The organism is Thermoactinospora rubra, assembly GCF_002093975.1.
GTDB lineage: Bacteria > Actinomycetota > Actinomycetes > Streptosporangiales > Streptosporangiaceae > Nonomuraea > Nonomuraea rubra_A.
This window is the reverse complement of record NZ_KZ084324.1, coordinates 188566-208107: the sequence shown is the minus strand read 5'-3', so window position 1 is coordinate 208107 and position 19542 is coordinate 188566. Positions and strand designations below refer to the sequence as shown.

Below are 19542 nucleotides of genomic sequence, written 5' to 3'. Positions count from 1 at the left end.
CCGTCCCCTGCCCTCCTCGGGAGTCGTCCCATGCCGCCTGCCGTCAAACGCCTCGTCCTGATCGGCTGTGGAGCCGGGCTGTCGCTGCTGGCCGCGGCAGGCGCCGGAGCCGCGGGCGTCGCCGTGTCGATGGGGCACAGCTACGCCGCCGTGGCGCCTGCCGTACCGGCTGGGCAATGGCCGGAGCCGCGGCCCACGCGGCCGGGCCGGACGGTGGTCGCGGTCGTCGTCGGGAGCACCGGGTCGGTCGTCACCGACGTGCTCGCGCCGTATGAGGTCTTCGCCCGGTCCGACCGGTTCTCCGTGCACACCGTGTCGGCGCGGCGGCAGCCGGTGCCGCTGTCGGGCGGGCCGCACCTGCTGCCGGACTACGCGCTGGACGAGGCGCCGCCGCCCGACGTGGTGGTCGTCCCGGCGGTCGTGGACCCCACCGGGGAGCGCGAGGCGTCGCTGCGCGCGTGGATCGCCCGCCAGGCCGCCAGGGGCGCCCGCGTCCTCGGCGTGTGCGCGGGCTCGGAGCTGGTGGCGGCCACCGGCGTGCTCGACGGCCGCCGGGCGACCTCGTTCTGGGCGAACATCGACGGGCTGCGGAGCGGCTATCCACAGGTCCGGTGGGTGGCGGGCGAACGGTACGTCGAGGACGGCCCGGTCACCACGACGGCCGGGGTGACCTCCGGGCTGGTCGGCGCGCTGCGCCTGGTGGAACGGCTGGCCGGGGCGGCGGAGGCGGAGCGGATGGGGCGGGACCTGGCCTACCCCGGCTGGTCGGTGAGCGGTTCCACCGCGATCGCCGAGCGGCGGCTCGCCCCCGGCGACCTGGCCTACGGGTTGAACGCCGCGTTCCCCTGGTTCGGCCCCACCGTCGGCGTCGGGCTCCAGCAGGGCGTGGGCGAGGTCGACGTGGCAGCGGCGTTCGAGGTGTACGCGGGCGCCTCCTTCGCCGCCCGGGCGGTGCCGCTGGCGTCCGGCCCGGTGGTGACGACCCGGCACGGGGTGACGCTGCTCGCGCGACCGGCGGAGGGCGTCGACCGGGTGGACCGGTTCGTCGTCCCGGGAGCCCGGGCGGCGGCCCAGGTCGACCCGGCGCTGACCCGGTGGGCCGCCGGCCGGGGGATCCCCGTCGAGCTGCCCCACCGCGACCAGGCCGGCGGGGAGTTCAGCTTCGACCCGGTCCTGCGCGATCTCGCCGCGCACGCCGACGTGGCGACGGCGCGGGCGACCGCGAAGTTCACCGAGTACCCCTCCTCCCACCTGCGGCTGTCCGGGGCGGCGTGGCCGTGGCGGCCCACCGCGCTGCTCGTCGCGGCGCTCGCCCTGGGCGGCCTGGCGCCGCCGCTGATCGTCCGGCTGGCGGCTGTACGGCGCCGGCCGACGCCACCCGGTTCGTGATCCGGCTCCGAAACCCGGTCTCTAGCCCCAGACCTCTCGCGCGGTCTCGACGATCAATGCCAGCTTGGCGAACTGCTCGTCGTGGGTCAGCAGGTTGCCCTCCACCGTGGAGGAGAAGCCGCACTGCGGCGACAGGCACAGCTGGTCGCCGTCGACGAACTTGGCCGCCTCCTCGATCCGGCGCTTGAGCGTGTCCTTCGACTCCAGCCGCCCGCGCTTGGTGGTCACCAGGCCCAGCACCACCGTCTTGCCCGGCGGCACGAACCGCAGCGGCTCGAAGCCGCCGGAGCGCTCGTCGTCGTACTCCAGGAAGAACCCGTCCACGGCCAGCTCGTTGAACAGCGCCTCGGCCACGAAGTCGTAGCCGCCCGAGGCCGCCCACGAGGACCGGAAGTTGCCGCGGCACATGTGCGTGGTGACCGTCAGGCCCTCCGGCTTGCCGGCGAGGGCGGCGTTGATCTGCTTGATGTACCGCAGGTGCAGGTGCTCGGCGTCCTCCCCGCGGGCGGCGATCTCCGCGCGCTGCGCCGGGTCGTTCAGGTAGGCCAGGCTCGTGTCGTCGAACTGCAGGTAGGTGCAGCCCAGCTCGGCGATCCGGCGGACCTGCTCGGCGTAGGCGGCGCTCAGGTCGGCCCAGAACTCCTCCACGTCCGGGTACACCGCCGGGTCGATGGAGGCGGGGCCGCCGCGGTAGTGGACCATGCTGGGCGACGGGATGGTGAGCTTCGGCGTCGCGGTGGTGACCGTGTCGCGGAGGAAGGCGAAGTGGTCGGCGAAGATCGGCTGCTCCAGCCGGATCCGGTCGTGCACGCGCAGCGCGGCGGGCGCGAACTCGATCTCGCCCTTCTCGTTGACGAACCGCACCTTGATGCGCTCGTCGCGGGCGGGGTCGATGCCGCCCAGCCGGTAGATGAAGTCCATGTGCCAGGCCGCGCGGCGGAACTCGCCGTCGGTGGCCGACTGCAGGCCCAGCTCCTCCTGACGGCGCACGACCTCGCGGATCGCCTCGTCCTCGACCTCGCGGAGCCGGTCGGAGGTGATCTTCCCGGCCGCGTGGTCCTCGCGTGCCTGGAGGAGGCGCTGGGGACGGAGCAGGCTGCCTACGTGGTCGGCTCGGAACGGGGGTGAAGTGCGCATCTCGGCCATCTCCCGGGAGGCTCGTCCTTGATCCACAGTCCTTTCTGCACCCTACGCCGGACTTCTACCCGTCTCCAGCGAGCCCGCGGGCATCGAGCGCCGCAGGTACGGCGGGGCGGGCAGGACGCCCCGCCGTACCTGCGGGAGTCACCTGGCGACGCAGGTGACCTTCGGGACGCCGGGGGCGCCGGTCGAGGAGCCGATGAAGCCGAACGCGGCCGACTGTCCGGGCTTCAGCGCGCCGTTCCAGCCGAGGTCCCTGGCCGCCACCGTGTCGCCCTGGACGACGTGGTCGGCGTTCCAGAGCTGCGTCACGCGCTCGCCCTTGCCGAAGGTCCACTTCACGGCCCACCCGCTGATGGCGGACGAGCCGGTGCCGGTGATCGTGACGTCGGCGCGGAAGCCGCCGGGCCAGGTGTCCATCACCCGGTACAGGGCGGTGCAGGCGGAGGTCGGCGTACCGGTCGGCGTGCTGGTGGGCTTGGCGGTGGGGGACGGCTTCGGCGTGCCGGTCGGCCGCGGGGTGGAGCTGCTCGTGGGCGTCGGGCTGGGGGTGGGCTGAGGCGTGTCCCCCGCGGCGACGGCCAGCTCGTAGGCCCGCTGCGGCACGAACTGCCCCGCGCCCGCGATGCAGCCGTCCGCCTCGCCCGGCAGCTTGATCCACAGGAAGGCGTCGACGGCCGGGTCGCCGGTCTGGTCGGTGCTCGGCGTGCCGATGGCCCGGCCCGGCGGGTCGCACCACTCGCTGCCCAGCGGCCCCTTGCCGTTGCGGCTGGTGTCGATGACCGCCTTCAGCCCCGGCACCCCGGTCGCCGCGATCACCTTCTTGGCGTAGGCGACCTCGTCGGCGGTGAAGCGGTAGTTGGAGACGTTGGTGGAGATGCCGTCCACCGAGGAGATCCCGGCGGCCTTGAGCCGGGCGGCCATCTCGGCGGGCGGGTGCCAGTTGGAGTGCGCGGCGTCGAAGTACACCTTGGCTTTGGACGAGGCCGCCTTCAGCGCCTTGCCCGCATACGCCATCGACGCCTTGACCTCGGCCTGCTGGGCCGTACTCATGCAGTTGGACATCAGCGCCAGCACGTCGGGCTCCAGGACGATCGTGGCCGGCCGGCCCTTCAGCCCGGCCGCCGCCTCGTCGATCCACTGGCGGTAGGCGGCGTGGCTCGGCGCGCCGCCGCCGCTGGCGCCGCCGCAGTCGCGGTTCGGGATGTTGTACAGCACCAGGATCGGGATCTTCCCGGCGGCCGCCGCGGCGCCCACGAACGAGTCGATCTGGCCGCGGATGGCGGAGGGGTTGTGCTGGGTGTACCAGCGCGCCTGCGGCACCGACGCGATGCGGCTCTTGATCGTCGCCGCGCGGCGGTCGCCCGGGTTGGCGGCGACCCACCTGGCCGCCTGGGTGTCGGGGTCGACGTAGTACGGCGAGGCCGCCGCGGCCGAGCCGGTGGCCGGGACCAGCGAGAGCGCCGCCACGGCGAGGACGCCGAGTAAGTGGGGGAGTCTGACAGCCAAGGCTGTTGTCCTCTCGATCGCCTGATCGGTTCGAGGAGTAGTGGTCCGGGGCGGCGGAAAGGTTGCCGTGCCGTATCGGAATCCGGAGAAATCTAGAAATGTCCGGCGAGCCGCCGGCCGGCCACCTCGACGACGTAGGAGTCGTCACGCCCGCCGGGGTCGCCGGGGCGTCGGTTGTACTGCACGGCGAAGGTGTGCGAGCCGGGCCAGACCGTGCGTCCCGGCTTGAGCACCCAGCGGTAGACGAGCGTTCCGCGCTGTTCCTCGACGCCGGTCTCGAAGTCCTCGGCGGGCAGCGCGACCCACTGCCCGGCCGGCGTGACGCCCGGCGTCCTGGCCACGCGGACCGTCACCTTCAGCTCGCGCACGGGCTCGGCGAAGGTCAGCACGAGGTTGTTCTGCGCCCAGTACGGGTTGCTGTGCGGGTCGACCAGCGCCTTGGCCCTGACCCCCGGCTTGGGCGTGGGCTCGGGGCGGCGGCTGACCTCCACGTCGGCGCGCTCGGTGGTGGGCCGGGGGCCGGTCGGCGTGGGTGTCGGCTCCGGCGACGGCGGGCGCGTGGACGGCGTGCTGTGCCGTACGGCTGCCGCCGGATCCGGCGCCGGGGACCGGGCGGGCGTGACCAGCCACCAGGCCAGCGCGATGACGGCGGCCACGGCCAGAGCGGGCAGGACGGCGAGCCGCCGCCTGGGCCTGGGCCTGCGATCCCCGGACGACGCGGCCATGCCGTTCTCGATCCTGGCCAGCATGCGCTCACGGCGCGGCTCGTGCCGGGCGGCCTCCTCCTGGAGGAGCTCCCTGAGCCATTCGCCGTCCGGCCGTTGGGAGCCGTTCATCGGCGCCTCCCTTCGGCCACCGGTTCCCTCCGCAGGGACCGGAGCATAGCCGCCAGCTCGGCCGACGCCTTGGAGGTCTGGCTCTTCACGGTGCCGACCGAGATGCCCAGGGCCGCCGCGGTCTCCTCCTCCGACAGGTCGAAGGCGTACCGCAGGACCACGCAGGCGCGCTTGCGCACCGGGAGGCGGCGCAGCGCGCTGCGAACGTCGACGACCGCCGGGACGTCGGGGTCGTGGGCGCGGTCGGCGACCTCCAGCTTGAGCAGCTTGGCCCGCTCACGGATGACTTTCCGCAACCGGTTGCTGACCAGGTTGACGACGATGCCGCGCACGTACGCCTGGGCGCTCGGGCAGGCCCGCACCCGGTCCCACCGGCTCCATGCGGCCGTGAAGGCGTCTGCGGCGAGGTCGTCGGCCAGGTCGTGGTCGCCGGTGAGCAGGTAGGCCAGGCGCGACATCTCGCGGTGGTGCCGCTCGAAGAAGAGCCGGAACTCCTCCTGGGCGGCTCGGTCATGAGCCATCGAGCGCCAGAGCGTAGCAACCGGTGGGGCTGGAGGGACACGAATCGAGATTTTTCGGTATTCGCGGCAGCACAACCGGTTGCTCCGACCACACCACCCGGATCGTCGTCCGATCGAAGACATCGACCGCGACAAGAGTCCGCCTCCTCGCCGGGCCGGCCGCCGCGTTCGCGGTGACCGCCCTCCCGGCCCCGGCCGCACGTCGCTACAGCCTCGGGCGGGGCCGGCGGCTCACTCCACGCCTCTCATGGGAGGGTCAGGCTCCCTCTCGACTCTCCAAGGCCGCGATGTCGGCGAGATCCTGCGGCCGTCCAGACGCGCGCTTGTTCGCGATGATGTCATCGACGGAGATGAAGGGGACAGGCTGACCACTGATACTGACTTCTACTCGGCGCGGCCAGCACGACTCGAATTCCACCCCATCCACAGAGGTCAAGATGTCGATTCGCTTCGGCGGGTATCCGAGCTGGACCACCACACCTTGCTGAAGGAAGTCAGCGGGCTGGAGGCCGAGTGAGGCAAACCCGAACTCCTCCAGAGCGGCCACGAGCCGATCTGCGTTGCCCGGATCGACCCAAACCCAGATATCGAGATCTTTGGTAAAGCGCGGATGCCCATGTGCGGCCAGGGCATAGCCACCCACGATCAAAAAACGCACATCACGTGCGACGCACAATGCGATAAACTCGCTGAAGTCGGGGTCCAGCTCCATCGCTCCACCCATAGTATTCAGCCCTGAGTTCTTGGACGTGGGCAATCCGAGCTGCCGGTGGCTGACTCAGCCACCATGCGCGAGTGGAATCCCGATCATGCAGGCCCCGGCGGGTGACGACTCGCTCGATCGCCATACAGAGATCTTACCCTCCTGTCCCTCCAGGACACGATGGAACGGCAGGCGCCCGGCGACGATCTCGCAGAACGTGCGATCACCGGCCAGAGGCTTGCCGTACGGCCCAGCACGTCGAGAGACGAAGCCTCATGCGATACGTCGACCGCGGCCCTGGCGAAGGTGACCTGGGCGTGACGCACTCCCGGCGCATTCGGGTGCTCCTCCGACGCTCGCCGACGTCAACACGGCTGCGCGTTCAGCCCTGCGGCTCCGCTACGAGGGGCGAAGGCGGAGCCGGTTGGCGGTGCGGGTCGGCGAGGTCGTGGGCGGAGCGGGCGAGCCAGATCATCATCAGGGCGTTGTTGGCCGCAACGGCGTGTCCGTAGACGTCTCCCATGCTTGCGAGCAGCGGCGTCACCAGAGCGAGAGGCAACGGCACTACCACGGAGGCGATGCCGTACCCAACGGTGGCCCGCTGCCAGCGGTCGTCCCGCCACTGGGCCCGCAGGACGAGCGCCGTCCAGATCAGGGCGGCCAGTCCGCAGATCAGGCCCAGTTCGTCGGGCAGGGGCACGTCCAGGACGTCGAGCACCTCGAGGATGGCGGCACCGCCGTACCCCAGCCCCCATCTGATCGTCCAGTTTCCTGTCGCGCGTCAGCACCGGCTGGAACAGCAGCACGACCGCCCACATCAGCACGGCGTCGAGCACCCACACCCACCAGGGCCAGGACGGGAGGAAGGCGTAGAACAGCCAGGACGCCGCCGCGGCGTACAGCCCGACCCGCAGCCGCCGTACCCTCCGGCCCAGGTCGGGCGGCGGCCCCGTCAGCGGCCCGCGCAGGCACTGCCACAGCGCCCAGGCCCACGGCAGCCCGGCCAGGACCGGGACGAGCGCGTTCGGCCACGTCACCGCGATGCCTTCGGTCACCTCCGTGAACAGCGCCAAGCGCCACAACACGGTGAGTTCACCAGTGATCGGCGCGATCACGGCGGCGACGACCAGCGAGACGAGGTACACGCTCGTGATGAGCAGGGCGGGAACGCCCAAACGATGGCGACCGAGCACGACACTTCCCGGGGGCGAAGGGGATCGAACGCCTCACCTTAGCGAGCCGTCGCCGCGAAGACGATCAAGCGTCCCGCCTTGCCGTACGGCACAGCACTCCGACAGACGAAGACGCCATGCGATAGTTCACGGGTGACCGTGCTGCGCTCCGTCGTGTTGTTCGCCGTGGCCGCCCTCGCCGAGATCGGCGGCGCCTGGCTGGTCTGGCAGGGGTGGCGGGAGGGGCGGGGAGCGCTGTGGACCGCCGGCGGCGTCCTGGCCCTGGGCGCCTACGGTTTCGTGGCCACCTTCCAGCCCGACCCCCACTTCGGCCGCATCCTGGCCGCCTACGGCGGGGTCTTCGTGGCCGGTTCCCTGCTGTGGGGCGTCGTCGTGGACGGCTTCCGCCCCGATCGCTGGGACGTGATCGGCGCGCTCCTCTGCCTGCTCGGCGTGGCGGTCATCATGTACAGCCCGCGCACCTGAAACGCGCCAGAAAAGGAGCGTGCCCGGCACCACGGGGGCGAATGCCGGGCACGCTGGTCCGAGTCGGGCCTCATCCACCGGACCGCGGCACGAGCCCGATTTATGCACTACAGCCCATAGTAGATGACGGACACGCTCCGTGAAAAGTCAGGAACACGTGAGTCGCGGCTCCGGGTCGTAAACGGTATGGAACTTCTCCCTCTTCACGACCTTGCCGTCCTTCTTGAAGATCCGCCAGACGTCGATGGCGAAGCCCTCCGCGCCCTCCATCGGGATGCAGTCCGGCCCCGAGTCCGACAGCGTCGGGAAGTCGCGCACGTTGTAGCGCTCCGAGCTCCTGGCCTCGATGTCGAACCGCTTGGTGCTCCAGAACTCCACGGTGATCGAGGTGTCCGTGTAGGAGGTGGTGACCAGCACGCCGTACGGCGAGTCGTTGCGCCAGCGGAAGTCCGGCTGCGGATAGGAGACCGTCGACTCCCGCCCGGCCGGGTAGCGCGAGATGTAGAACTGGTGCGGCTTGTGCTGCACGTCCTCGAACCCGCCGAAGAACACCGCGTTGAACATCGTGGTCGCGAACTGCGAGACCCCGCCGCCGACGTCCTCGACGAACCGGCCGTTGAGGATCATCGGCGCCTCGACGAAGCCCCGGGCCCTGTCGCGCCTGCCGACCACGCCGTTCAGGGAGAAGGTCTCGCCCGGCATGACCAGGTGCCCGTCCAGGATGTCGGCGATGCGGTGGATGTTCCGCACGCGGGGCGCGCAGCAGGGATGCCGGGTCGTGAACGAGCTGACCTTCTCCCTGATGCCCAGCTTCCTGGCCTCCTCGGTGGTCAGCTCGGGCTGCCGCCGGGTGATCGGCGCCGCCACGATACGGTCGCCGCCGCGGGTGAGCGTCTCGGCGATCGCCCGCCCGAGCGCCGCCGGGTCGACGCCCTGGCCGGGCCGCGACGGGACGATGCGCGGCCGCCCTCCGACGATCTCGAAGCGGGCGTCCTTCGGGGCGAGCCGCCTGTCCACGAGAGCGGCCTGGACCCTGCCCGCGATCCCCTTGGCGTCGAAGGCCGGCACGAGCCTGCCGCCGTCGGGGGTGAAGCGCAGGTGGGCGGCCAGGTCCTGCCTGCTCAGCGTGACGCGCCTGGTCCCGTTCGTGACGGTCAGGGGCGCGGCGACAGCCGTACGCGCCAGCGCCGCGGCCCGCTCGACCTCCTCCGGGGGTACGGCGGGCGCCACGGCCGCCACCGGCAGCCGGACCGCCTCAGACCGGAGGTAGCCCGCGCGCAGGGCGGCGCCCGCGGCCGCCCGGTCGAGCTTCCTGCCCGGCCGGGACGCCGCGGTCCGCACCTCCAGGCCGTCGAAGCGCACCGAGCCCTCGCGGGCGGGCCGGTCCACCCTCTTGGCCAGCTTCGCCACCGCCGCGTCGAGCCGCGCCCGGTCGACGCGCACGACCGGCTGGATGTCACGCCCGCCGAACAGTGATCGGGCGACGAGCGCCGGGGAGGGCCAGCCGTCGTGGGCGGCGGCCACGGTCCCGGGAACGTCGAGCGACAGGCCGAGCTCCTGCGGCGCCAGCCGTACCCGCTCGCCGCCGGCCTCCACGGCGAGCGGCCGGACCGCCCTGGCGCCCAGCTCCCGGCGCAGCCTCGCCGCGGCCCCGCCCGGGGACAGGCCGCCGACGTCGACGCCCGCCACCCGGGTGCCGGGAGGCACCTCGCCCAGGAAGACCACGGCGGGGATCGCGTACGCGAGCAGCAGCGCGCCCAGGAGCAGGGCGACCAGACGGAGGGGACGCATCGTTCAGCTCAGCCCGTGGGGGTTACGCACACCTCGCACGCTAATGGAACAGGCCCGTATCAACGCAGTCGTGCACCTCCAGGCAGTGCTGGGCCAGGAAGGCGCTCACGCCCGGCCAGGCGGCCACGGCGGCCGGCCCGGCCAGCAGGGCGGCGACCACGGCCATCCCGGCCCAGCGCTCGTGGCGGCTCAGCGGCGACTCCGGGGCGAGCAGCCGGCGCAGGCGCGTGATGGCCGTGCCGCCGCCCGCCCCGAGGGCGAACGCCGGGGGCCGGCCGGTGGCCAGCCGCACGAGCGCGGCGGCGAGGTGGAGGCGCGGATGGCGGCGGGCCGCCACGTCGTCGGCCAGCAGCTCGACCAGCCTCGCCACCTCGGACCTGGCCCGGTCGAACAGCGGTACTCGGGGGAAGGCCCGTGCCATGGCGTCGGTGGCGGCCAGCGGCAGGTGATGGCGTCCCCGCAGGTGCGCCCGCTCGTGGGCGAGGACGGCCGCCGCCTCCGGGCGGCTCAGCGCCCGCAGCGCGCCGGTGGTGATCACGGTGGTGCCGCGGCGGCCGGGCAGGCAGTACGCCACGGGCTCGTCGTAGGTGAGCACCACCGCGCCGAGATCGCCGTCGTGGCGGCCGAGCAGGGCGAGCATGTCGGCGTGCTGCCGCCGTTCGCGCCGGGCGCGCAGCAGCACGACCGCCGCGCAGTACGCGAGCCGGACGGTGAGCGCGGCGGAGACGAGCAGCGCCAGCCGCGCGTCCATGGAGGACATGGCCGTGACGTCGGCGAGCATCGCGGCGCACACCTCGAACAGGTGGGCCAGCCCGTGCCCGACCATCGAGGCGGGCACGGCGACCGCGAGACCCGCCAGGACAACGGCCGCCACGCACGACACGCAGCTCGCGAGCCACACCGTGATCGCCAGCCGGGGCGCGCGGTCGGCCCACGTGCCGCGGGCGAGGAGCCGCGGAAGGAGGACGGCCGCCGCCACGCCGTACAGCGTCAAGATCAACGGAACGACCACCGATACCACCCCCGTTGGCCGGCTGCCCCACCCCAGGTCATGGGCGATCCCGCACCGGGAAGACCCGCAGCGCGGCCTCCAGGGCCCTGGCCTCCTCGGGCGTCAGCCGCTCCAGGAAGTGCACCAGCGTGGCCGCCTGGTTGCCGCTGCTGGCGAGCGTCTCGCGCATGAGCTGGGCGGTGTAGGCCTCCTTGCTGCCGACCGTCTCGTACACGTAAGCCTTCCCCATCGGCTGACGTTTGAGCAAACCCTTCTTGAAGAGCTTGTCCATCACGGTCATGACGGTCGTGTAGGCGATCTCGCGGTCGCGCCGGAGGTCTTCGAGCACGTCGCGAACCGTGGCGGGCCGGCGGTACGCCCACATCCGCTCCATGATCGCGGACTCCAGCTCTCCCAGCCCACGCATGCGCGAGACTCCCTCCCGTCACCGGCATCCCCATGCTACCGACGGTCGTAGGTCCGCGTCAGTGCGTTATTCGACGGTGAGCGTGGTCTCCATGCCCTCCTGGCGGTGGTCGCCGACCGGGCACCAGACCTGGTAGCGGCCGGGCCGCAGGGTGACGGTGAACTCGGTCCGCTCCCCGCCGTCGACCCTGTCGGAGGTCTCCGCCTCCTCCATGCCGGGCCCCCTGATGGCCATGGCGTGCGGCGCGTCGCCCCTGTTGTCGAGCATGAAGGTGTAGGTGCCGGGCTTGAGCGTCCGGTCGGGGAAGTCGAAGGAGTACTCGGTCATGGTCACCTCGACCCGGGTGCCCATCTCGTGGGTGGTGGCGGGCGCCGCGGCCATCGGCAGCGCGGCGGGCGGCCCGGCGGCGCCGACCCCGCAGGCGGAGGCGAGGATGGCGGCCGCACCGAGGACGGCGGCGATTTCCCGGCGGTGGATGGTTCCGTCCATGACGCACCTCTCGGTGTCTCGTGAGGGTCTGTTGTGTCAGCACGGACGCCAGAGGGGAAAGAAACCATCGTAGCCGCTTGCCGCCTTGCTGGCGATATGACCTTTATGCCGGATAGGCGTGTGTTTCTGTAGCTTTGACCGAAGCCCAGACCTGCTGGCCCGGCGACAGGTCCAGGTCGGCGACGGCCGCGGGGGTGACGTCCGCCGCCGCGGCGAGCGGGCCTTCGAGGCGGACGCGCACGCTGTCGCCGTGCCGTTCGATGCCCTCGATGCGGGCCCGCCAGAGGTTGCGCGGGGTGCCGTCCGGGCGGTCGCGGTAGAGGGCCACGGCCGAGGGCGGGAAGGCGACCAGCACGGGGCCGTGGAGGTCCTCGCTGACGTGGAAGAGCATGTCGTCGATCCTGACCTGGTGGCCGCCGGCCGTACCCCGGTAGAGGTTGAGGCCCACCAGGCGGGCGACGTAGTCGGTGCGGGGGCGCCGCGCCACCTCGCCCGGCTCCCCCTCCTGGACGACGGCGCCGTCCTCGACCACCACGAGCCGGTCGGCCAGCACCATCGCGTCCAGCGGATCGTGGGTGACCAGCACGGTGACGCCGCCGAAGGCGGCCAGGTGGCGGCGCAGCTGCGAGCGGATCTCCAGCCGCGTGTGGGCGTCGAGGGCGGCCAGCGGCTCGTCGAGGAGCAGCAGGCGGGGCTCGACGGCCAGCGCCCGGGCCAGCGCGACCCGCTGGGCCTGGCCTCCGGACAGCCGCCGCGGCCTGGCGCCCGCGTGCTCGGCCAGCCCCACGCGCTCCAGCCAGGCGGCGGCCGTACGGCGGGCCTCGGCACGCGGCACGCCGCGGCACCGCGGGCCGAACGCGACGTTCTCCAGCGCCGACAGGTGCGGGAAGAGCAGGTAGTCCTGGAAGACCACGCCGATGGGACGCCGCTCCACCGGCAGCGCGTGCAGCGGGCGGCCGTCCAGCGTGACGTGCCCGCCGGACAGCGGCGTCAGCCCCGCCAGGGCGCGCAGCGCGGTGGTCTTGCCCGCGCCGTTGGGCCCCAGCAGGGCCAGGACCTGCCCGGACGCCGCCTCGATCGAGACGTCGAGCCGGAAGCGCGGACGCTGGACGACCAGCCGGGCGTGCAGGCTCATGCGCCCCCCACCCAGCGGTCGCGCAGGCTGGCCAGGATGGCCACCGACACGGCCAGCAGCACCAGGCTCAGCACGATGGCGGCCTCGGGCTCGGTCTCCAGGGCCAGGTAGACGGCCAGCGGCATGGTCTGCGTGCGGCCGGGGAAGTTCCCGGCGAACGTGATCGTCGCCCCGAACTCCCCCAGCGCCCTGGCCCAGCACAGCACCGCCCCCGCCACGATGCCGGGCGCGACCAGCGGCAGCGTGACCCGGCGGAAGATGGTCCAGCGGGAGGCGCCCAGCGTGGCGGCGGCCTCCTCATACCGCGGGTCGGCGGCCCGCAGCGCCCCCTCGACGCTGATGACCAGGAACGGCATGGCCACGAACGCCTCGGCGACCACCACGCCCGCCGTGGTGAACGGCAGCGTCACGCCGAAGGCCGCCTCCAGCCACTGCCCGATCAGGCCGCGCCGCCCCAGGACCAGCAGCAGCGCGACGCCGCCGACCACGGGCGGGAGCACGAGCGGGATCGTGACGAGCGCCCGCACCAGCCGCCGCCCGGGGAACGACACGCGGGCCAGCACCCACGCCAGCGGCACGCCCAGCACCAGGCAGACCAGCGTGGCCGCGCTCGCGGTGACCAGCGACAGCCGCAACGCCTCCAGCACCTGCGGCTCGGCCAGCCGCCGCGGCAGCGTGGACCACGGCGCGCGGACCAGCAGCCCGGCCAGGGGCAGCACCAGGAAGGCCAGGCCGCACGCCGCCGGGACGACCAGCACCCAGGGGGTACGGCCCAGCCGCCCCTGCTCGCGCGCCCCGCGCCGCTCAGCCGTCGCCGTCACGGTGTCCCCGACCCGTCATGGCCCCAGGATCTCAGGGCAGCTCGAAGCCCGCCTCGGCCAGCACGTCCCTGCCCCGCTGGGACAGCACCAGGTCGACGAAGCGCCGGGCCAGGTCGCCGGCCGGGGCCTTGGCGAGGGCCGCGATCGGGTAGTCGTTGACCGCCTGCCGGGCCTCGGGGAAGTCGATGCCGCTCACCTCGCCGCCGGAGGCCAGCACGTCGGTCCGGTAGACCAGCGCGGCGTCCACCTCGCCCAGCACGACCTTCGTGAGCGTGGCCTTGACGTCCTGTTCGAGGGTGACCGGGGTGACCTTCAGCCCCGCCGCCGCGAGCGCCTTGGCCGCCGCCGCGCCGCACGGCACCTGGGCCGCGCACAGGGCGACCTTGACCTTCGGGTCGGCCAGGTCTTTCAGCTCGTCGACCTTGGCCGGGTTGCCGGCGGGGACGGCGATCTGCAGTTTGTTGCGCACGAAGGTGATCGGGGCGGAGGCCAGGGAGGCGTCCGTGACCGTCTTCATGGTGGCCGGGCTGGCGGCGGCGAACACGTCGGCGGGCGCGCCCTGGGTGATCTGCTGGGCCAGGGTCGCGCTGGAGCCGAAGTTGAACCGCACGGTCACGCCCGGGTTGGCGGCTTCGAACGCTTTGCCCAGCTCGGTGAAGGCGCCGGTCAGCGAGGCCGCGGCGAAGACGGTCACCGTCCCGGCCGCCGGGGTGGCCTGACCCGCCTGGCCGGGCCGGCCGGATCCGCCGCCCGTGCCGCAGGCCGCCGCGCCGGCCATCACGCCGGTCGTCACCGCGAGGACGGCCAGCCACCGACGGCTCTTCCGGAAAGGAGTCACCGAGCCACCATACTCTCGCAGATGCGATGACGAAATCCTCATCGCCATCGCATCTGCGAGGATCAGGCCAGCCCGGGACCTGTCAGCCGCACGTCGCCCTTGGTGGACAGCACGAACACCTGCCAGGTGTAGTAGGCGTAGAAGCTGCGCTCGTCGCGCTTGATCTGGCGGGCGTGCGCGAGGACGGCGTCCACGTACCGCGTGTCGTGGTTGTAGGCGAACACCGCGCGGCGGTAGTCCTTGGGCGCTCCCGTGGCCTTCAGGTAGTTCGCCGCCGCGAGGATGGCGTCGCGGGCGTCGTGGACGTTTCCGCCCATGCCGTACGCCCGCCACGTGCCGGGCATGAACTGCATGGGCCCCTGCGCGCCGGTGGAGCTGGCCGACCGCACGCGGCCGAACTTGGTCTCCACCAGCATGATGGCCGCGAGCACCTCCCACTCGACGCCGAACCGCTTCTCGGCGCGCTCCATATAGCCGCGCAGCCGCTCGGCGGGCAGGGGGTCGGCCAGGCGCATGCGCTTGCGCCGCTCCGCGCTGATGGGGCGGGCCATCGACAGCAGCTTCGACACCGCGGTGACGTTGTCGCGCGCCTCGGCCGCCAGCGCCTTGGGCAGGCGCCGGATCGTCGCGTCGGCCAGCTCGGCGTCGCGCGCCATCGCCCGGTAGATGCGCTGGTGGTGCAGGCCGTACAGGATCACGTCCTCCGGGGCCTGCTCCTGGGAGCTCTCGGTCCAGCGGTCGATCGCCGCATACAGCGCGGCGGTCGTCGCCTTGAGCGTGCGAGCCAGCTCGGCGGGGCGGGCCGGGATGGGCGCGTCGGGCGCGGGCGGCCGGGGCGAGGGCGTCGCGGTGACGCTAGGCGGGGCGCTGAGCGCGGAGCGTCCGGCGGACTCCGATCCGCTCTGGGCTGCCGATCCGTTCGCGGCGTCGCACCCGGCGAGGGCGACGGCCAGGGCTCCGGCGGTCAGGGCGTGGGCCAGTCTCATGACGCCTTACCGTATCGCCCGACTTTCTCGACAAGACGGAGTTCTCTCATCAGGGTGGACGAGCCCGGCGCGCGGCGGATACTCGAAACGGCGAAGCGGCTCCCCACCCCCTGGAGGCCCTCATGCACCGCCGCACGTTCCTCGTCTCCCTGTCCGCCGTGGCCTTATCAGGCACGTTGTGGCAGAAGGCCGTCGCCGCCGTGGCCCGCGGCGCCGGCCCGTACGGCCCGCTCGGCCCGCCCGACGGCAACGGCGTGTCGCTGCCGGCCGGGTTCCGCAGCCGCGTGGTCGCCCGGTCGGGCCGTCCGGTCGGCGGCGTCCTGTGGCACCCCGCCCCGGACGGCGGCGTCTGCTTCCCCGACGGCGACGGCTGGATCTACGTCTCCAACTCCGAGGTCCCCCTCGTCGGCGGCGTCACCGCGATCAGGTTCCGCGCCGACGGCTCGATCGACCGGGCCTACCGGATCCTGTCCGGCACCACCCTCAACTGCGCGGGCGGGCGCACTCCCTGGAACACCTGGCTGTCGTGCGAGGAGACCTTCCGCGGCCGCGTCTACGAGACCGACCCGTACGGCAGGCGTACGGCCCAGCCGCGCCCGGCGATGGGCCGCTTCAAGCACGAGGCCGCGGCCTGCGACCCCGACCGCAAGGTCGTCTACCTGACCGAGGACGAGCAGGACGGCTGCTTCTACCGCTTCGTCCCGGACGTGTGGGGAGACCTGTCCAGCGGCCGCCTGGACGTGCTGTGCTCGACCGGCGGGGGCGGCGTCGAGTGGCGGCGCGTGCCCGATCCCACGCCGGGCGTGCTGGAGCGCCAGACCAGGCACCAGCTGGCCGCCGCGCGCCACTTCGACGGCGGCGAGGGCTGCCACTACGCGGACGGCGTCTGCTACTTCACCGCCAAGGGCGACCGCAAGGTGTGGGCCTACGACGCCCGGCAGCAGACCATCAGGTCGATCTACGACGGCGGCGGCACACTCGACGGCGTCGACAACATCACCGGCACGGCCGGGGGCGATCTCTACGTGGCCGAGGACGGCGGCAACATGGAGATCAACATCATCACGCCGGACGGGGTGGTGGCGCCGGTCCTGCGCCTGGAGGGTCACGGCAGGTCGGAGATCACCGGGCCCGCCTTCTCGCCCGACGGCACCCGCCTGTACTTCTCCTCCCAGCGCGGGACCAGCGGCGAGCGGGCGGGGACGGGCGGCGTCACCTACGAGGTGACCGGGCCCTTCCGGAGGTTCTGACCGGTCCGGCCGCGGGCGGCTCCGGCGCGGGTGACTCCTGCGCGGGCGGTTTCGGTACGTTGGACGACGTGTCAATGACCCGGACCGCGGCCCAGGGCGTCCAGACCCCGGCGCCCAGGCTGGCGTGGCTGGACGCCCTGCGGGGCGTCGGCGCGCTGGCCGTCGTGGCCGAGCACCTGCTCACCTGGACCATGCCGTGGCTGCGCCCCACGTGGTGCAACATCGGCATGGTCGGCGTGCTGGTGTTCTTCCTGGTCAGCGGCTACATCATCCCCACGTCGCTGGAGCTGCGCGGCGACGTGCGGGCGTTCTGGATCAACCGGGCCTTCCGCCTCTACCCGCTCTACCTGCTGGTCATCGGCGTGGTGCTGGCCCTGTCGTGGTGGCTCCCGGTGCGCCCGGAGGTGCCGCGGGACCCCTCGTCGGCCGCCGCCCACGCCACGATGCTGCTCGACGTCGTGGGCGTCGGCGGCGTCGTCAACACCATGTGGACGCTGTCCTACGAGATGGTCTTCTACCTCCTCGTCTCCGCGCTGTTCGTCACGGGCGTGCGGGGCGGGCGCGGCCTGCTGGCCGTCCTGTTCGGCCTCGCCGCCGTCGTCAGCGGCCTGCTGCTGGCCGATCCGCCGCTCACCGGCACGTGGGTGGCCTGGGCGTCGGCGGCCGGGTTCGGCCTCGGCCTGGCGTGCGTGGTGACGGGCCGGCTCAGGACGGTCGCGGCGGGCGGCCTGGGCCTCATGGCGCTGGCCCTGCTGCTCCTGGGCAGCCGCGTGCCGTGGTTCGGCGCGGCCGTCGTGGCGGTGATGTTCGCGGGCACGGCGATCCAGCGCTGGGAACGCGGCCGCGGCACGCTGTGGCCGGTGGCGGTGACCGCCGTGGCGGTGGCGCTGGCCCCGGTGTGGGCGCGCGGCGCCGACTGGTGGTGGGTGCGGCCCGACGTGTGGATCGCGACGATCGTCCTGGCCGGGGCGACGTTCGCGGGCGGCATGGCGATGCGGGGGTGGCGCGTGCCGTACCTGCTGACCTGGCTCGGTGTGATCAGCTACTCGCTCTACCTGCTGCACCTGCCGGTCCTGGGCGCGATCCTGCGGGTCACCGGGGACCTGCGGCAGGCCAGGCCGGCGCTGCAGATCGCGGTCGCGGCGGGCTTCCTGCTGGCGCTCCTCCCGGCGTGCTGGCTGACCTACCGCTTCGTCGAGCGGCCCATGCAGCGGCTCGGCCACCGCCTGGCGCGGCGGGAAGTGACGCGCTCCTAGCTCAGCGAGTCGATCCAGCGCTCCAGGCGCCGTCCCTCGGCGGCCATGAGATCGGGGTCGCGGAAGGTGTTGGTGAGCAGCGAGATGCCCTGGTAGGCGGCGACCAGGGCGACCGCGAGCTCGCGGGCGTCGCCGCGGCCCATCTCCCGGAACTGCCGCTCCGCCCAGTCGATGAGCCTGCCGATGACCTTGGCGACCTTCCGGTCGAGGCCGTCGGCGCGCTTGTCGAGCTCGGAGGCGAGGGTGCCGGTGGGGCAGCCGTACTGCGCGGCGACCTCTCGCTGGGCGACCCAGCCTCGGACGAGCGCCTTGAGCCTCTCGGCGGGCGAGGGGAGCCGGTCGAGGTCGTCGATCGTCTCCCGCAGGTGCCGGGCCTGGGCGTCGATGGCGGCCTCGACGAGCTGGTCCTTGGTCTTGAAGTAGTAGTAGACGTTGCCGAGGGGGACGTCGGCCGCGTGGGCGATGTCGGCGAGGGTCGTCCTTTCGACGCCCCGCTCGTGCAGCACCCGCGCGGCGGCGCTCGCCAGGCGCTGGCGCTTGACGGCTCCTCTTGAGTCAGCCACCTGACTGACTATAGGACTCTCCCCGCCACCCTGCCACCCGATGCCCACGCCGCCGCGCCCGCCGACGCCACGAGCACCACCCCGGCGGCGACGAGCGACGCGGTCACCCCGGCCAGGGACGCGCCCACCCCGCCGGCGAAGACCCCCACCAGCGTGACGTTGACGATCACCGTGTTGAGCAGCCCCACGCCCCGGCCGCGCAGGTCCTCGGGCAGGTCGCGTAGCAGCGTGTTGGCGATCGGCACCTGGAACAGCCCCGTGGCCAGCCCGGCGAGCAGGCACCACGCCATGATCGCGAACATCCCCGCCACCGGCGGGAGCGCGACCAGCACGACGCCGAACGACGCGACCGAGGCCAGGAGCAGCCCGGTGGGACGGCGGCGCAGCAGGACCGGGCCGAGCAGCGCGCCGCCGATCGACCCGGCCGCCAGCACCGCCTGTGCCAGGCCGTACTCGAAGGCGGGCAGGCCGAAGACGGTCAGCAGCTGCGCGTGCACGTTGGTGCTGAACAGCCCGAACACCAGCATGACCGGCACCAGGAACGCGAGCAGGAACCGCAGCGACGGCACCTTCAGGATCTCCCGGACGCCGGTCCGCAAAGCCGTCCAGTACGGCTCCGCCGCCCCACCCGCCGGCGGCTGTTCCCGCAGGACCGCCAGGCTCCCCAGGAGCAGCGCGGACACCGCGAACGTGGCCGTGTTGACCACCAGCACGACCGGAACGCTCCCGGCCGCGACGAGCACGCCGGCCAGCACGGGCCCGGCCATGGCGAGCGCCTGGTTGGTGCTCTGGAACAGCGCGACGGCCGAGGCTAGGTTGTGGCGGCCCACGATGGCGGGGACCGCCGCGATGCGCGCCGTCTCGAAGAACGCCTTGCCCAAGCCCTCCAGCAGGGTCAGCGCCAGCAGCATCGGCACCGAGTCCAGGAACGGGATCATCGCCAGCACGATCGGCACCCGCGCCAGGTCGGCCCACACCAGCAGCGCCCGCTTGGGCAGCCGGTCGGCCAGCGGCCCGACGAAGGCACCGAGCACCCCGGAGGGCAGCAGCTGCAGCAGCACGACCAGCGAGATGACCAGCGGGCTTCCGGACGCCCTGGCCACCAGGTAGACGAGCGTGACCTTGGCCATCGCGTCGCCCAGGAAGGACGCGACGACCGCCAGCCAGTACCTGATGTAGACGCGGTCCCTCAGCAGTTCGAGCATGGGCCGACCATAGGGGGATCTTCGCCGCCGCCCG

Annotated in this window: 20 protein-coding genes; 4 read left to right on the top strand and 16 right to left on the bottom strand. The window is 73.0% G+C overall.

The features are described from left to right. Positions 1-30: 30 nt before the first annotated feature. Positions 31-1389 (top strand): DJ-1/PfpI family protein, encoded by a 1359-nt coding sequence (locus tag BSB02_RS01080; RefSeq protein ID WP_143590117.1) that lies wholly within the window; start codon positions 31-33, stop codon positions 1387-1389. A 21-nt stretch (positions 1390-1410) separates the two neighbouring features. On the opposite strand, the gene BSB02_RS01075 is transcribed toward BSB02_RS01080, so the two are convergent. The 6 genes from BSB02_RS01075 to BSB02_RS01050 all read right to left on the bottom strand — a co-directional run bounded on the left by BSB02_RS01075 (position 1411) and on the right by BSB02_RS01050 (position 6816). Beyond that, positions 1411-2526 (bottom strand): 5-methyltetrahydropteroyltriglutamate--homocysteine S-methyltransferase, encoded by a 1116-nt coding sequence (locus BSB02_RS01075; protein WP_143590116.1) that lies wholly within the window; start codon positions 2524-2526, stop codon positions 1411-1413. 147 nt (positions 2527-2673) lie between these two features. After that, the gene (locus BSB02_RS01070) at positions 2674-4038 is read right to left on the bottom strand and encodes a glycoside hydrolase family 6 protein (protein ID WP_143590115.1); all 1365 of its coding nucleotides are present in this window, start codon (positions 4036-4038) and stop codon (positions 2674-2676) included. 92 nt (positions 4039-4130) lie between these two features. After that, on the bottom strand, positions 4131-4874 hold the full coding sequence (locus BSB02_RS01065) for a hypothetical protein (protein WP_084955611.1): 744 nt from the start codon (positions 4872-4874) through the stop codon (positions 4131-4133). Next, positions 4871-5395, bottom strand: a complete 525-nt coding sequence (locus BSB02_RS01060) for a SigE family RNA polymerase sigma factor (RefSeq protein ID WP_084955609.1) — start codon at positions 5393-5395, stop codon at positions 4871-4873. The genes BSB02_RS01065 and BSB02_RS01060 overlap by 4 nt, the downstream gene beginning before the upstream one ends. A 256-nt stretch (positions 5396-5651) precedes the next feature. After that, entirely contained in the window at positions 5652-6107 is a 456-nt protein-coding gene (locus tag BSB02_RS01055) for a nucleotidyl transferase AbiEii/AbiGii toxin family protein (RefSeq protein WP_084955607.1), read from the bottom strand. Positions 6108-6480: 373 nt separating this feature from the next. Continuing rightward, entirely contained in the window at positions 6481-6816 is a 336-nt protein-coding gene (locus BSB02_RS01050; protein WP_084955605.1) for a hypothetical protein, read from the bottom strand. A 607-nt stretch (positions 6817-7423) separates the two neighbouring features. Here BSB02_RS01050 and BSB02_RS01045 point away from each other — a divergent pair. Then, the gene (locus BSB02_RS01045) at positions 7424-7756 is read left to right on the top strand and encodes a YnfA family protein (protein ID WP_084955603.1); all 333 of its coding nucleotides are present in this window, start codon (positions 7424-7426) and stop codon (positions 7754-7756) included. Between the two features lie 147 nt (positions 7757-7903). Here the strand turns inward: BSB02_RS01045 and BSB02_RS01040 are convergent, their stop codons facing one another. The 8 genes from BSB02_RS01040 to BSB02_RS01005 form a co-directional block, all read right to left on the bottom strand. Then, a complete protein-coding gene (locus BSB02_RS01040; protein ID WP_084955601.1) occupies positions 7904-9547 on the bottom strand; it encodes a VanW family protein in 1644 nt (547 codons plus the stop codon). Positions 9548-9587: 40 nt separating this feature from the next. After that, a complete protein-coding gene (locus BSB02_RS01035; RefSeq protein WP_143590114.1) occupies positions 9588-10559 on the bottom strand; it encodes a M56 family metallopeptidase in 972 nt (323 codons plus the stop codon). A gap of 37 nt (positions 10560-10596) precedes the next feature. Then, complete coding sequence (locus BSB02_RS01030; RefSeq protein ID WP_084955596.1) at positions 10597-10965, bottom strand: BlaI/MecI/CopY family transcriptional regulator; 369 nt, start codon at positions 10963-10965, stop codon at positions 10597-10599. Positions 10966-11031: 66 nt separating this feature from the next. Continuing rightward, positions 11032-11454 (bottom strand): cupredoxin domain-containing protein, encoded by a 423-nt coding sequence (locus BSB02_RS01025; protein WP_084955594.1) that lies wholly within the window; start codon positions 11452-11454, stop codon positions 11032-11034. Positions 11455-11557: 103 nt separating this feature from the next. Further along, positions 11558-12589 (bottom strand): ABC transporter ATP-binding protein, encoded by a 1032-nt coding sequence (locus BSB02_RS01020; protein ID WP_084955591.1) that lies wholly within the window; start codon positions 12587-12589, stop codon positions 11558-11560. Continuing rightward, positions 12586-13410: an ABC transporter permease gene (locus tag BSB02_RS01015; protein ID WP_084955590.1), complete on the bottom strand. Its 825-nt coding sequence runs from the start codon at positions 13408-13410 to the stop codon at positions 12586-12588. The genes BSB02_RS01020 and BSB02_RS01015 overlap by 4 nt, the downstream gene beginning before the upstream one ends. Before the next feature lie 31 nt (positions 13411-13441). After that, positions 13442-14188, bottom strand: a complete 747-nt coding sequence (modA, locus tag BSB02_RS01010) for a molybdate ABC transporter substrate-binding protein (protein WP_143590158.1) — start codon at positions 14186-14188, stop codon at positions 13442-13444. A gap of 122 nt (positions 14189-14310) precedes the next feature. Continuing rightward, the gene (locus tag BSB02_RS01005; RefSeq protein ID WP_084955588.1) at positions 14311-15234 is read right to left on the bottom strand and encodes a lytic transglycosylase domain-containing protein; all 924 of its coding nucleotides are present in this window, start codon (positions 15232-15234) and stop codon (positions 14311-14313) included. 122 nt (positions 15235-15356) lie between these two features. Here BSB02_RS01005 and BSB02_RS01000 point away from each other — a divergent pair, with 122 nt between their 5' ends. Both BSB02_RS01000 and BSB02_RS00995 read left to right on the top strand, forming a co-directional pair. Beyond that, positions 15357-16484 (top strand): alkaline phosphatase PhoX, encoded by a 1128-nt coding sequence (locus BSB02_RS01000; RefSeq protein WP_084955586.1) that lies wholly within the window; start codon positions 15357-15359, stop codon positions 16482-16484. Positions 16485-16558: 74 nt separating this feature from the next. Next, entirely contained in the window at positions 16559-17740 is a 1182-nt protein-coding gene (locus BSB02_RS00995; protein ID WP_084955584.1) for an acyltransferase family protein, read from the top strand. Here BSB02_RS00995 and BSB02_RS00990 read toward each other — a convergent pair. Continuing rightward, a complete protein-coding gene (locus tag BSB02_RS00990) occupies positions 17737-18303 on the bottom strand; it encodes a TetR/AcrR family transcriptional regulator (RefSeq protein ID WP_240506087.1) in 567 nt (188 codons plus the stop codon). The two genes, BSB02_RS00995 and BSB02_RS00990, sit on opposite strands and share 4 nt — an antisense overlap. A gap of 8 nt (positions 18304-18311) precedes the next feature. Continuing rightward, positions 18312-19508 carry an MFS transporter gene (locus tag BSB02_RS00985; protein ID WP_084955582.1) on the bottom strand — a complete coding sequence of 399 codons (1197 nt, stop codon included), beginning with the start codon at positions 19506-19508 and terminating at the stop codon, positions 18312-18314. Positions 19509-19542 lie beyond the last annotated feature (34 nt).

Excerpts from the sequence above, each read along its gene's own strand:
- BSB02_RS01080 (WP_143590117.1), top strand. The coding sequence starts at position 31 with ATGCCGCCTGCCGTCAAACGCCTCGTCCTGATCGGCTGTGGAGCCGGG.
- BSB02_RS01075 (WP_143590116.1), bottom strand. The coding sequence starts at position 2,526 with ATGCGCACTTCACCCCCGTTCCGAGCCGACCACGTAGGCAGCCTGCTC.
- BSB02_RS01065 (WP_084955611.1), bottom strand. The coding sequence starts at position 4,874 with ATGAACGGCTCCCAACGGCCGGACGGCGAATGGCTCAGGGAGCTCCTC.
- BSB02_RS01060 (WP_084955609.1), bottom strand. The coding sequence starts at position 5,395 with ATGGCTCATGACCGAGCCGCCCAGGAGGAGTTCCGGCTCTTCTTCGAG.
- BSB02_RS01055 (WP_084955607.1), bottom strand. The coding sequence starts at position 6,107 with ATGGAGCTGGACCCCGACTTCAGCGAGTTTATCGCATTGTGCGTCGCA.
- BSB02_RS01040 (WP_084955601.1), bottom strand. The coding sequence starts at position 9,547 with ATGCGTCCCCTCCGTCTGGTCGCCCTGCTCCTGGGCGCGCTGCTGCTC.
- BSB02_RS01030 (WP_084955596.1), bottom strand. The coding sequence starts at position 10,965 with ATGCGTGGGCTGGGAGAGCTGGAGTCCGCGATCATGGAGCGGATGTGG.
- BSB02_RS01025 (WP_084955594.1), bottom strand. The coding sequence starts at position 11,454 with ATGGACGGAACCATCCACCGCCGGGAAATCGCCGCCGTCCTCGGTGCG.
- BSB02_RS01020 (WP_084955591.1), bottom strand. The coding sequence starts at position 12,589 with ATGAGCCTGCACGCCCGGCTGGTCGTCCAGCGTCCGCGCTTCCGGCTC.
- modA (WP_143590158.1), bottom strand. The coding sequence starts at position 14,188 with ATGGCCGGCGCGGCGGCCTGCGGCACGGGCGGCGGATCCGGCCGGCCC.
- BSB02_RS01005 (WP_084955588.1), bottom strand. The coding sequence starts at position 15,234 with ATGAGACTGGCCCACGCCCTGACCGCCGGAGCCCTGGCCGTCGCCCTC.
- BSB02_RS01000 (WP_084955586.1), top strand. The coding sequence starts at position 15,357 with ATGCACCGCCGCACGTTCCTCGTCTCCCTGTCCGCCGTGGCCTTATCA.
- BSB02_RS00995 (WP_084955584.1), top strand. The coding sequence starts at position 16,559 with ATGACCCGGACCGCGGCCCAGGGCGTCCAGACCCCGGCGCCCAGGCTG.
- BSB02_RS00985 (WP_084955582.1), bottom strand. The coding sequence starts at position 19,508 with ATGCTCGAACTGCTGAGGGACCGCGTCTACATCAGGTACTGGCTGGCG.